Origin of the sequence: Paenibacillus sp. SSG-1 (genome assembly GCF_002224835.1) — a bacterium.
In the GTDB taxonomy this organism is placed as follows: Bacteria; Bacillota; Bacilli; order Paenibacillales; family Paenibacillaceae; genus Paenibacillus_AQ; species Paenibacillus_AQ favisporus.
This window is the reverse complement of the sequence record NZ_MBRK01000001.1, coordinates 1288825-1301385: the sequence shown is the minus strand read 5'-3', so window position 1 is coordinate 1301385 and position 12561 is coordinate 1288825. Positions and strand designations below refer to the sequence as shown.

General features: G+C 55.6%; 11 protein-coding genes. 6 read left to right on the top strand and 5 right to left on the bottom strand.

What is annotated here, in order from left to right; all coding sequences use genetic code 11:
• Positions 1-2 precede the first annotated feature (2 nt).
• The 3 genes from spoVAC to BCV73_RS06020 all read left to right on the top strand — a co-directional run bounded on the left by spoVAC (position 3) and on the right by BCV73_RS06020 (position 2910).
• A complete protein-coding gene (gene spoVAC / locus BCV73_RS06030; RefSeq protein ID WP_076168467.1) occupies positions 3-485 on the top strand; it encodes a stage V sporulation protein AC in 483 nt (160 codons plus the stop codon).
• An 8-nt stretch (positions 486-493) separates the two neighbouring features.
• The gene (gene spoVAD, locus BCV73_RS06025) at positions 494-1504 is read left to right on the top strand and encodes a stage V sporulation protein AD (protein ID WP_089546472.1); all 1011 of its coding nucleotides are present in this window, start codon (positions 494-496) and stop codon (positions 1502-1504) included.
• A gap of 221 nt (positions 1505-1725) precedes the next feature.
• Complete coding sequence (locus BCV73_RS06020; RefSeq protein ID WP_089546471.1) at positions 1726-2910, top strand: foldase protein PrsA; 1185 nt, start codon at positions 1726-1728, stop codon at positions 2908-2910.
• Positions 2911-3069: 159 nt separating this feature from the next.
• Here BCV73_RS06020 and BCV73_RS06015 read toward each other — a convergent pair whose 3' ends face one another.
• Both BCV73_RS06015 and BCV73_RS06010 read right to left on the bottom strand, forming a co-directional pair.
• Complete coding sequence (locus BCV73_RS06015) at positions 3070-4494, bottom strand: NAD-dependent succinate-semialdehyde dehydrogenase (RefSeq protein WP_089546470.1); 1425 nt, start codon at positions 4492-4494, stop codon at positions 3070-3072.
• Positions 4495-4921: 427 nt separating this feature from the next.
• A complete protein-coding gene (locus tag BCV73_RS06010) occupies positions 4922-6181 on the bottom strand; it encodes an MFS transporter (RefSeq protein ID WP_076168479.1) in 1260 nt (419 codons plus the stop codon).
• 344 nt (positions 6182-6525) lie between these two features.
• On the opposite strand from BCV73_RS06010, the gene BCV73_RS06005 reads away from it, so the two are divergent.
• From BCV73_RS06005 to BCV73_RS05995, 3 genes are all read left to right on the top strand, one after another.
• On the top strand, positions 6526-7302 hold the full coding sequence (locus BCV73_RS06005; RefSeq protein ID WP_089546469.1) for an ABC transporter permease: 777 nt from the start codon (positions 6526-6528) through the stop codon (positions 7300-7302).
• Positions 7299-8099 carry an ABC transporter permease gene (locus BCV73_RS06000; RefSeq protein ID WP_089546468.1) on the top strand — a complete coding sequence of 267 codons (801 nt, stop codon included), beginning with the start codon at positions 7299-7301 and terminating at the stop codon, positions 8097-8099. Before BCV73_RS06005 ends, BCV73_RS06000 begins: the two co-directional genes overlap by 4 nt.
• A gap of 88 nt (positions 8100-8187) precedes the next feature.
• Positions 8188-9198, top strand: a complete 1011-nt coding sequence (locus BCV73_RS05995) for an ABC transporter ATP-binding protein (protein ID WP_089550121.1) — start codon at positions 8188-8190, stop codon at positions 9196-9198.
• 78 nt (positions 9199-9276) lie between these two features.
• Here the strand turns inward: BCV73_RS05995 and tdh are convergent, their stop codons facing one another.
• From tdh to cps2T, 3 genes are all read right to left on the bottom strand, one after another.
• On the bottom strand, positions 9277-10380 hold the full coding sequence (gene tdh / locus BCV73_RS05990) for an L-threonine 3-dehydrogenase (RefSeq protein ID WP_089546467.1): 1104 nt from the start codon (positions 10378-10380) through the stop codon (positions 9277-9279).
• 73 nt (positions 10381-10453) lie between these two features.
• Positions 10454-11338, bottom strand: coding sequence for a glucose-1-phosphate thymidylyltransferase RfbA (rfbA, locus tag BCV73_RS05985; RefSeq protein WP_089546466.1), 885 nt, complete (start codon positions 11336-11338; stop codon positions 10454-10456).
• Between the two features lie 56 nt (positions 11339-11394).
• Positions 11395-12561: beta 1-4 rhamnosyltransferase Cps2T (cps2T, locus tag BCV73_RS05980; RefSeq protein WP_256992757.1), on the bottom strand; the 1167-nt coding region annotated here is incomplete at its 5' end.

The window sequence follows — 12561 nt, the reverse complement described above, 5'->3', positions numbered from 1 at the left end:
TCATGGTCAGCAAAAAGAAAAAGAAACTGACGCCTGTCCAGCAGGAATACCAGGAATTGGCCAAAAAGCGCGAGCCCAGCAAGTTTACGTTCAAAAATTTATACAGGGCCTTTCTCGTCGGCGGCCTGATCTGCCTGCTCGGACAGGCGGTGCAGCAGATGTTTATCCACTGGTGGGGCTTTGAGGAAAAGGCGGCCTCGAGTCCGACCGTAGGCGTCATGATCATCATCTCCGTCATTCTCACCAGCTTGGGGGTATATGACAAAATTGCCCAGTGGGCGGGCGCTGGAACCGCCGTCCCGGTCACCGGCTTCGCCAACGCCATGGCTTCGGCGGCGATCGAGTACCGCCGGGAAGGGCTCGTGCTCGGCATCGGCGGCAGCATCTTCAAGGTTGCCGGACCCGTCATCGTGTTCGGTTCGGTCGCAGCCTTTTGCGTCGGCATCGCCTACATCATTTTTGATCCTAATATTGTAGGGGGGTAAGGATTCATATGCTGAAAGGCCATCAAAGCTGGGTGTTCGAGAACAAGCCTTCCATCAAGTCGAAAGCGGCGATCGTCGGCCCGTTTGAGGGTCAGGGTCCGCTGGCCGACGACTTCGATATCATCCACGGCGACATGTATTTGGGACAGGACAGCTGGGAGAAAGCCGAAAAGGCTTTAATGGAGGAAGCGGCCAAAATGGCGGTGCAGCACGCCGGACTGACCGAGGGGCAAATCCAGTTTTTTCTCGCCGGCGACCTGATGAACCAGATTATCAGCAGCAGCTTTTCCGCGAGAACGCTGGCCATTCCATATCTCGGCCTGTTCGGCGCATGCTCCACGTCGATGGAGAGCCTCGCGCTGGCCTCTTATATCGTCAACTCGGGCGGGGCAAAATACGTGCTCTCCGGAACGTGCAGCCATAATGCCAGCGTGGAGAAGCAGTTCCGGTATCCGACCGAGTACGGCTCCCAAAAGCCCCCCACGGCTCAGTTTACGGTGACCGGGGCCGGCGCGGTCGTCCTGTCGCAGGACGGGGACGGGCCATACGTCACTTCCGCCACGATCGGCCGGGTGGTCGACATGGGCATCAGCGACCCGTTCAATATGGGCGCGGCGATGGCGCCGGCAGCGGTAGACACAATGGAAGCGCATTTCCGCGACCTGCAGATCGAGCCGGGTTACTACGACCTGATCGTTACCGGCGACCTGTCCAAGGTCGGGTATCAAATCGCCAACGATCTGCTGAAGAAACATAACATTCCGATTCATCAGACGACCTATTCGGACTGCGGCATGATGATTTACGATTACGGTAAACAGAATGTTCAGGCCGGGGCCAGCGGCTGCGGATGCTCGGCGGTCGTGACTTACGGCCACCTGCTGAACCGGATGCAGCGCGGCGAGCTGAACCGCATCCTCGTCGTAGCGACAGGCGCCCTGCTCTCCCCCCTCTCCTATCAGCAGAAGGAGAGCATTCCTTGTATTGCGCACGCTGTATCAATTGAACGGCAAAGATAAGGCATATAGCTATGGCCGCTCCCGGGGCATTTCCGTCCGGAGCGGTCTTTTATTTGGCCACATCGTCTGCTTCCTGATTAAAACCGCCGCAAACAGCCGAATCTTAAAACAGGATTAAAAAAAATCTGTCACAATTTATGTCTTCTTAAGGATTATTTACGGCAAATCTGGTAAAGTGAACCCATAAGCGTTTTGCATATATTAAAGGAGGACAAGATTTAATGACAGACAAAGAAAGAGAATCGTTAAACAACGAAGAGCTGAACAATACCGAAACAACGGGGGAATCATCTGAACGGACCAGCAAACCGGCAGCCCCTTCCGAGAGCGGCGCACCGGTCCTCAGCGAAATGAAACGCGACGGCGAGACGCCGGCGAAGCCGAATAAAGAGAAGACGCCTGCTCCCAAAGCGTCTGCTGCGGCGTCCGGTCCTGCTCCGAAAGCATGGTCCGGCGGAACTGGCAAGGTATGGATGGCCGTATCGCTCGTGCTTGCCGTCATTCTCGTCATTGTGCTGATCAAGCCTCCTTTTAATTCGGGTAGCAACCCGACGGTAGCGACGGTCAACGGCACGGACATTAAAAAGGACAAGCTCTATGACGCACTGGTGGACGCTGGCGGCAAACAGACGCTGGACAGCCTCATTACGGAAGAGCTGGTCAACCAGGAAGCCAGCAAAAAAGGCATTAAAGTAACCGATGCCGACGTCACTAAGGAAATGGACGATATCAAGAAGGGCTTCAGCAGCGACGAGGAATTCCAGATGGCTCTGCAGCAGTCGGGCATGTCGGTGGAAGACCTGAAGAAGCAAATGAACATGCAAGTGCAACTCCGCAAGCTGCTCGAACCGGAAGTCAAAGTGACCGACGACGATATCAAGAAATATTTTGATGAAAATAAAGCATCCTTCAACACGCCGGAAGAAGTCAAAGCTTCCCACATTCTGGTGAAAACGAAGGAAGAAGCCGAAGGCATCCTGAAGCAGCTCAAGGGAGGCGCCGATTTCGCCACGCTGGCAAAAGAGAAATCGATCGACCCAGGCTCCAAGGACAACGGCGGCGACCTAGGCTTCTTTGCCAAAGGTGTGATGGAAGCACCGTTTGAAGAAGCGGCGTTCAAGCTGCAAAAGGGCGAAATGAGCGGCATCGTGCAGTCCAGCAACGGCTACCATATCATCAAGGTTACCGACCGCAAAGCGGCTCACACGGCAACGCTCGACGAGAAGAAGGCTGACATCAAGGAAACGCTGATCACGCAAGGCATTTCTTCCAAAGCGTCGACTTGGATTGCCGACCTCAAGTCTAAAGCCAAAATCACCAACTCGCTGGACGATTCGGCTAACGCGGCAACCGATACGGCTGCAAACGCAGGCGCAGCCGATACAGCGGCAAATACAACGAAATAACAGCTTTGTTAGAGAAGAAGCCCGAGGATCATCACCTCGGGCTTCTTCTTGGTTTTTGATTGGCGGCTTGCATGAGATTTTGGCCGGAGCTCTGCCTGGTGCATTTCCCGGATGCTGGGGCAGCGCCCAGTCACCGCGCGTTTTCGGCAGCTCCTCCGGTTAGAGCCGGAGCGATACATATTTGACCTCGAGGTATTCCTCGATGCCGAAATGGCCGCCTTCCCGTCCGAGTCCGCTCTGCTTGAATCCGCCAAACGGAGCCTGCGCCGTGGAAGGCAGCGGATCGTTTACGCCGACGATTCCGTATTCGAGTGCTTCGGCGGCGTACAGCGCCTCCTGGATCCGCTCCGTGAAGACGTAAGCGGCCAGCCCGTAAGGACTGCGGTTGGCCCGCTGCACGGCTTCCTCCAGCGTACGGAAGGTCGTAATCGGAGCAAGCGGTCCGAATGTTTCGTGTACCATGCATTCCATGTCGTCGGTCGCCTGTTCAATCACGGTTGGCTGCACGAAGTGTCCGCCGGAATGCTGCAGCGCCTCGCCGCCCGTCACGATGATCCCGCCCTTAGCTTTGGCGTCCTCAATTTGACGCAGCACTTTGTCCACCGCTTTGGCATTGATGAGCGGACCGATATCCACGCCTTCCTCCATGCCGTTGCCTACCTGAAGCGCGGCCGTCCGTTCCGCCGCTCTGCGGGTGAACTCGCCGGCGATCCGCTCTTCCACATACACCCGGTTGGTGCAGACGCAGGTCTGGCCGCCGTTGCGGAACTTGGACTTGATCAGCCCGTCCACCGCTTTGTCCAGATCCGCCGCGGCGGTCACGATAAACGGGGCGTGTCCGCCAAGCTCCAAGGAAATCTTCTTGACGGTTTCGGCCGCCCCCTTCATCAGCTCCTTGCCTACGGCGGTCGAGCCGGTGAAGGAAATTTTGCGCACCCGCTCGTCCTGCTGCCAGCGGCCGGCGATCGCTGCCGCCTCGCCGGTCACCACGTTGATTACGCCTGCCGGAAGTCCGGCCTGGTGTGCGAGCTCAGCGAGCTTCAAGGCCGTATACGGCGTCTCCTCGGACGGCTTGATCACGACGGTGCAGCCGGCGGCCAGCGCTGGCGCAACCTTGCGGGTAATCATCGACGCCGGGAAGTTCCATGGCGTGATCGCCGCCACGACGCCGACCGGCTGCTTCTGCACCCAGATCCGCTGCGAAGCGGACGAGGCCGGTATGCTCTGCCCGTAGACGCGCTTGCCCTCCTCCGCGTACCAGGAAATAAAGCTGTTCGCGTAGCCGATTTCCCCCGCGGCTTCCTTCAGCGGCTTGCCCTGCTCCGTCGTCATAATCCGGGCGAGCTCGTCCGTATGCTCGGCGATCAGTCCGTGCCATTTCATCAGCAGCGCCCCCCGCTCGTCCGCCGTCAGCGCGGACCATGCCGGGAACGCTTCATAAGCCGCATCCGCGGCTTCGCCAGCCTCTTTCGCTCCGCCGTTCGGTACGGTGCCGATCACGTCACCGGTGGCCGGGTTCAGAACGTCAATGTGCTCCGCGGCATCCTTCCAGGCCCCATTTATATACATTTGGTTGATAAACATAAATGATTCCTCCCTGCTCCTAAATTCACCTCTACTTATTCATTATACCCCCGAATGGAAGGTTCACGCGAAAAGCCGGCTTTGGTTTGGGCTTGAAGTGCCTGCTCGGCAGGTGTGAGGCGTTTACTCGTAGCGCTGTGTTTGGCGGTTGTGAGGACGCTCCGAGCTCGAATCCTTCCTCCAATCGCTGTTGCCCCCGAATATCCTTGAATCTATTTCAATGGTGGATATTCGGGGACAAAGGCGACCGCTTCGCTTTTCCGGCAGTGGCTTCGATCTCTCCGCTGCTGAATGCGTCCGCATAACTTAAAAGCCACAAAAAACCTCCCTCAAGAAGACGGAAGCTCAATTTGCCGTCTTCTTATGGGAGGTACCCTCAACATTCGCATTCGATTAGGATGAACATTGACCTCTTTTTCTCGAGCCCTCACGAATTCCGCAGAATCTTCCGGCCAAGACTGACCGTCAGCAGCAGCATGCTCAGGCCGACGACGATCTGCACGCCATAGATCCGGGTCCATTCCGGCCAGTGGCCGATGAGCTCGTAAAGATTGCCACCGATCAGTGGGCCAAAGAATGCTGCGACACCCGTAATCGCCGCGTACATCGCCATATACATCGGACGCTCCGCCTTCGGCGTGTCGCCGATCATGAAATTGAACGCCAGCTGGTTGAATCCGCCGACACCGATGCCAAAAATCATGTGTGCCGCAATCAGCACAGGCAGCATCGGCAGCACCGACAGCAGCCCCCAGCATAGGCAGGATAATGCGATGATCGGCAGCGTCCAGAACAGCAGCCTGCGGTTGCTGTGCCGAACGTTCAGATTACCCCACACATAGAAGCTGGCCATCATGGACACCGTTTGCAGCACGTTCAGCAGCGACAGCGTCTGGTAGTTGATGTGCAGCATTTCCAGCATGACGTACGAATACAGCGGCACAACCAGGTTTTGCAGAAACAGGAATCCGGCCAGGAAGAGCGTCGCCTTCAGAAAAGAAGCGTCGCGCAGCGGTTTTTTCAGCATCGGGATAAAACGCTTCTCCGAGGACCGCTCAAACGGAATGTCCGGATAGAAGAAGAACACGGCGATATTGGCCGCAATGCAGACCCAGACGATGATATAGAGCAGCAGAAATCCCTTTCCGCCCGGCTCATGATCGAGGATGACTCCACCCCCGTACATCACCAGCGTTCCGAGCGCATTCAGAATCGTGTTCCGGATGCCGAAGTACCTTCCTCTGACTTTGGGGTGGACCATATCGCTGATAAGCGAGTTCCACAGAATGCCTCCCAGCGTATTGAACATGAAGGCCACCGTGTACAATACGATAAATGCGGGCACCCAGTAAGGCTTCGGGACAATAAACGGCACGAGACCGGTGCTCCCCCAAATGACCCGGTGCACGGCTACGAACAGCACCAGCGTCCACTTCCGGCTGCGCAGCCTCTGGATCAGATACGCGGCAAAAATTTGGACGATATTGACAAAAGTCGTGATCGCCAGCACGAATCCAATCTCACCTGAGCTTGCGCCAAGGTACAGCAGATAACCGGTCAAAAACTGCCCGCCGAGCAGGGTCATAAACATCACGGCCGGGATGCCTTCCAGGCTGGCTACCCTCAGGTTTCTGCGCTGCATGGAAGTCTTGCGGCGGTGCTGCGGCCGCGTCTTGAATGATATCATCGGGTACTCTCCTCCGGTGCCTTCAAACCGAATCATTTTGTTGTTTTCACTTCGTCTTTGCTCCCATTCTACTCGGAAGGAAGGGCAAGTCAATATGCGCCAGACCGCCTCTGATTACAAAAATAATTGTGGGAAATCACGTGGTAAAACCGGCAAGAAAGCGTTATAGTGGAATGTCATGACGCTGCATGCGCATGGCAGCAGACAAGGATGTATCCGCCTCCGGCCGAAAACTTTTCCTTGTACCGCCATCCTATTTTTGGTATGATGGAAATCCTTCTCACTCACCCGCCTTGACTGAAGTTGACGGTTCTCGTCGCCACAAAACTTATCGGAGGTGTGTAATGCTTTATTTCTCACTTGCTTCAAAAGCGTATGCGCGCAACCTGCAGTACCGCGGGGCCCATATGCTGCACAACGTTGCAAGCGCCCTGTTCGGCTACCTGTATGCCTGCATCTGGATCGGCATCGGCCAGGACAGGCCGCTCGGCGAATACGGCGTGCACGGGATGATCGGCTACATCGCTTTTACCCAGGCGTCGCTGTGGATTTCGGGATTTACGACCAATGGGCTGGGCATTCCCCAATCGGTCAGGACAGGCCAGATCTCGCTGGATCTGATGCGCCCGGTTCATCTGTTCGTTCATTTGATGTGCCGGGAATGGGGTCAAATCGCGTACCAGTTTGTGTACAAGTCCGTTCCGATCTATCTGCTGTACGTCCTCGTATTCTCCCTGTCGCTTCCGCAGCAAGTCACCACCCTGCTTCTGGCACTGGCCGGTTTGGCCGCGGCCGCCTATTTATCGATCTGCATGAATTACATCATCGGGGCTACGGCCTTGTGGACCACGGAATCCAGCTGGCTGTATTGGATGAACCATGCCCTGATCAACCTGCTGGCTGGCTTCTTCATTCCGGTGGAATGGCTGCCGCGCTGGCTGCAAACGGTTTCCTGGATCTCCCCCTACCCTTACCTGCTGTACGTACCGACCCGGATTTACCTCGGGTTTGAGGATGCCTCCCGGCTGCTGGGCTCTCTCGTATGGTGCGTACTGATGACTTTGGCTTGTCTTGGCGTAACGGCGGTCGTTCGCCGCAAGGTGGAGGTGCAGGGCGGATGAACATTCGGTATTGGCTTCATCTGTATTTCGTATTGATCCGATCCAGTATCCGCAGCGGGATGCAGTATAAGATGAACTTTCTGCTTGGGACGTTTCTGGCCGCCGGGATCCAGATCGCCGAGTTTCTCATGATTGCCATCGTGCTGAACAAGTTCGGCGCGGTGAAAGGCTGGTCGCTCTATGAAGTCGGCTACCTGTTTGCCGTCATGACGCTGTCCAAGGCGCTGTACCGCAGCTTTGCCAATGATGTTCATCATCTCGAGAACTACCTGACGTCAGGCGACCTGGATCAGCTCCTGACCCGGCCGGTCCCCGTTCTGCTTGCCCTGATGTCGCAAAACTTCCGGATGATGCCGGGGGAACTGCTTCAGGGCGGGTTTATTCTGACCTGGGCGCTGCACGGGATGATGCAGGCCGGGCAAATTACCTGGATTGCGGTTCCCTTCACGTTTCTGGTGATCCTTACGGGAGCAGCCATCCTGTTCTCCATCGGCCTCGCCACCGCTACTGCCGGGTTCTGGCTGACCCGAATCAATGAGCTGCAGACGCTGACGGAGGACGCCTCCCAGACCGCGGTCCGTTACCCGCTGGTCTTGTATCCTGTCTGGCTCCGGTCCGTCCTGCTCGTCGTCATTCCCGTCGGTTTTGTCAATTATGTACCTTCGCTGTTTATTCTGCGCGGGGAGCTGGGCGCCTGGGTCCTGCTTGGCATCGTCCTGGTAGCGGCAGTCTGCCTCTTCGCCAGCATGAAATTGTGGACATTCGGCATGTCCCGTTACCAAAGTACCGGAAGCTAGAAAGGAGAAGATCGATATGGGAATCATGACAGAAGCAGCCGTACGAACGGAGTTGGAACGGTCGGCGGATAAGGATCGGCCCCAGCCGATGATTGAAGCCAGGGGGCTGCACAAGCAGTTTAAAACGCCTGTGGTCAAGGAGGGGAGCTTCGCGGGCATCCGCACCTTGTTTACACGGGAATACCGCGTCAAGGAAGCGGTTAAAGATATCAGCTTTACGATCAACCAGGGGGATTTTATCGGCTATATCGGGCCGAACGGTGCGGGCAAATCGACGACGATCAAAATGCTGACCGGCATTCTCCATCCGTCATCCGGGGAAGTCCGCATCGCCGGGGTCGATCCGCATCGGCACAGGCGACGCGTCGTCAGCCGGCTTGGCGTCGTTTTTGGGCAGCGAAGCCAGCTGTGGTGGGATCTGCCGGTCAAAGACTCATACGAAATATTGGCCCATATGTACAAAGTTGGGGACAAGGAGCGGGACCTGCGTCTCGGACAGCTGTCCGAGCTGCTCGGCCTGGGGGAATTTTGGACGACGCCGGTGCGCAAGCTGTCCCTAGGACAGCGGATGCGGGCCGACATCGCAGCCTCGATGCTGCATGATCCGGACGTCCTGTTCATGGATGAACCGACGATCGGCCTCGATGTCACCGCCAAGCGCAGCATCCGCGATTTTCTGAAGACGCTGAATACCGAGTTCGGCAAGACGATCCTGCTGACCACCCATGATATGGACGACATCGAGCAGCTCTGCGAGCGCGTGATGGTCATTAATCACGGGCAGCTCAGCTATGACGGGACGATCGATGAACTCCGGGAGAAAATCGGTCTTCCGACGACGATCCGGGTAACTTTCGCTGGTGCTTGGTCCATCCCCTTACCGCCAGGAGAGAGCCTCCAGCTCCCGCTGGAAGTTCGCCTCCCCACCGGGGAAGCGTTCCGCGTCGTCGAGACCGGACCCGATTACGTCCGGGTTGAAGCGAACCGCCAGCAGATCCGTGCGGTGGACATTCTGCGCGAGATGTCCGCATGGGGCGAAGCAGCCGACATCCATACGGAAGAGCCGGCGTTCGAGGATGTGATCCATAAAGTTTACTGAGGACAATTCACGAGACAAGTGTTATTAAGGCATGCGCCTAATCAAGCCGGTCCCCAAAATAGGGGCCGGCTTGATTAGTTATAGCGGCAATTCCTGATATACATCTCGGCTGGCGTTACCCCCCATCTCCCCCCGGCTCACGAAATCATGGAGGAAAATGATTTTGCCACACCGTCCCTGCCGCATCAGCTCAAACGCCTCTTCATAGCGGTCCAGGGTGAATGTATGGGTCACCAGGCGCTCCAAATGCAGCGCCCCGCTGTCCAGTAGACCCTTCAGCTGATACCATGTCTGATACATGCGCCGTCCTGTTATACCTTCCAGCCGAAGGCCTTTGAAAATAATTTGGCCCATATCGAGCGGCACCTCACGGGTCGGAATGCCGAGCAGCGATATCCTGCCCGCATGGGCTGCGGCGATCATACTTTCCCGGATTGCTTCCGGATGTCCGGACATTTCCAGCACGACCTCTGCCCCCTCGCCTGCGGTATGATTCCGGATTGCTTCGGACAGCTTCACCACAGAGCTGTCAATTACAACATCGGCTCCCATCTGGCGGGCCATGTCGAGCCGGTATGGGTTCACGTCAACCGCAATGACCCTGCTCGCGCCGCAAGCTTTGGCTACCGCAATCGACATGAGGCCGATGAGTCCGGCGCCGATCACTGCCACCGATTTGCCAACGATATCCCCGGAGAGGACGGTTTGAACCGCGTTGCCAAGCGGATCCTGAAGGCAAGCCAGTTCAAAGGGGAGATCCAGACGGTTATGGATCACATTGTCCGCCTTTACCAAGGCGTATTCGGCGAAGCAACCCGGTGCGGTAATGCCGAAGCTGCGTGTATTGAGGCAAACATGGGAATTGCCCGTCCGGCAGGGGCGGCATTTCCCGCACACCATGTGACCCTCAGCCGATACGTGATCCCCGATGCTGACATCTGTTACCGCGCTTCCGATCTCCACCACGATGCCGGCAAATTCATGTCCAAACACGTAGCCGGCTGTAACGGATTTTTGCGCCCATGCATCCCAGTTATATATATGTACGTCTGTACCGCAGATCGAACTGGTCATCACTTTGACCAGTACCTCATCGGGGCCAACGGCAGGAACCGGAACCTCTTTCAACACGGCTCCCGGTCCGCGGTTTTCTTTTACTAGTCCAATCATTGTTTTATGCACGAGTGCTCCCACCTTCATTTACGCCGACTAGGCGGAATATCTGAAACTTAACGCTGATGTTTGCTTCGGAAAATCACATATAAACTGGCTTGACGCTGCCCTGGGCCACTTTAATCAAGTAACTGCCATAAGCGTTGTTCATTCCTGTACCAAGCGACATCAGCTGCTCGCTGTTTATATAACCCCTGCTGAACGAAATCTCCTCCAGACACGCAACCTTCAGGCTCTGTCTCTTCTCGATGGCTTCAATATATTGGGAAGCCTCCAGCAGCGACTCATGCGTGCCCGAATCGAACCACGAGAACCCCCTTCCCAAAATTTCAACGTTCAGTTGATCCCGGTTCAAATAAGCACGGTTGACATCGGTGATTTCCAACTCCCCTCTCGCCGAAGGGGTGATCCTTTTGGCGATATCCACGACCTCCCGGTCATAGAAGTACAGGCCGGTCACCGCATAATGCGACTTCGGAAACTGTGGCTTCTCCTCGATGGAAACAGCCCTGCCCCCTTCGTTGAACTCAACGACACCAAAACGGCCCGGGTCCTGGACATAATAGCCGAAGATCGTCGCTCCCTCCTCGCGGTTCCCGGCTTGCTCCAACATCTCTGTAAGTCCATGTCCATAAAATAAATTATCGCCGAGGATGAGGGCTACCCGGTCCGCGCCAATGAAGTCCTCGCCGATAATAAAGGATTCGGCCAGTCCATTCGGCTTCTCCTGTACCGCATAGGTCAGTCGAATCCCCAGCTGTTCTCCCGTTCCGAGCAGTTCCTCGAAACGCGGCGTATCCTTCGGTGTCGAAATAATCAGAATTTCCCGTATACCGGCTAACATCAGCACGGATAGTGGGTAATAAATCATCGGCTTGTCATAGACCGGTAGCAACTGCTTGGAGATGATCCGGGTCAGCGGATAAAGCCGGGTGCCGTTGCCTCCTGCCAAAATAATTCCCTTCAAGCGACAAACATCCCCTCTCTTTTAACAGCCTTTGAATAACAGCAGACCTTGACCTTTTATTTGCTCTGTCCGGTTTGGGCAGCCTTCTCCACTTCAGTCGTTCCGGCGGTTCGCCGTGCTGGGCGGAATGCCCGGCTGGGACTGTGACTATAGCTGTATTGATGGAATAACCGCTCATAGGCATCCACAATGTGCTCCCAGCTGTATTCCATTTTGATCCGGTTTTTGGCCCTTGCTTCCCATTCCTCCACATTAGCTCCTTCATACTGATCCACTTCTTGAATCAGCGCGGTAAGCGACCCGGGATCGGATGAAAAATAAAGAGCTCCTTCCCCGCCGACCTCCCGGTTAAATATAACGTCGTACAGCAAATTAAGCTTCGTTGAAGCCAGAGCCTCGAGCAGTGACGGATTCGTTCCGCCTACTTCGTGCCCGTGGAAATATGCATATGCAAGTTCTCTGATCTTTTTTAATAGAGGGGCGTTGTACACCGTTCCAACAAATTTGATGCGGGGATCCAAATCGAACCGGCATTTCTTCAGAAGCTCGTTATAAAACGGATTCTGTTCTGCTCCGGTAATCATCACTAGATCCTTGTCGCTGCCTGAAGCCATAAACTCTCGAATGATCATTTCGTAATTGTTCTCGGGCACAAAGCGCCCGATCATTAAATAATACTGATTCGGCGTGATATGAAATTGTTCCATCCATCGAACCAGCTCCTCGTCCCCTTCACTCATGACGGAAGGAGCAACGTCCGCTCCGTACGCAATGAATGTAGTCTTCGGCTGGTACATGGCGTAATCTTCCAGAATATATTGCTCGATGCCCCGGGAATCACATACCAGCAGGTCGGAGTGCTTGACCATCAGCCTTTCAGATATTTTCCAATAGGTTTTGACTGGTAAGCTCCACTTTCCCCGCTTCCATTCATGCCCATCGGGGTTAACGAGCACAGTGACTCCCATATGCTCCAGTCTTCGTTTATAAAACGCGAACATCGGTCCAATCCGGCAGGCCAGGATATAAACGATGCTGCCCGTCAGTCGGTGCTTCCGGATGTACTCCACGCATCTCCCCAGGCTCAGCAGGTCATACAGCACAGCCCTCGCACTGCCGATGCTCGGTACTTTGACCTGAAAGCACCGTGCCTGATTATATATGAATTCCCCTTCCCGATCGGAAAGGCATGATACGTGATAGCGGATGTCCTGCGCCGTTTT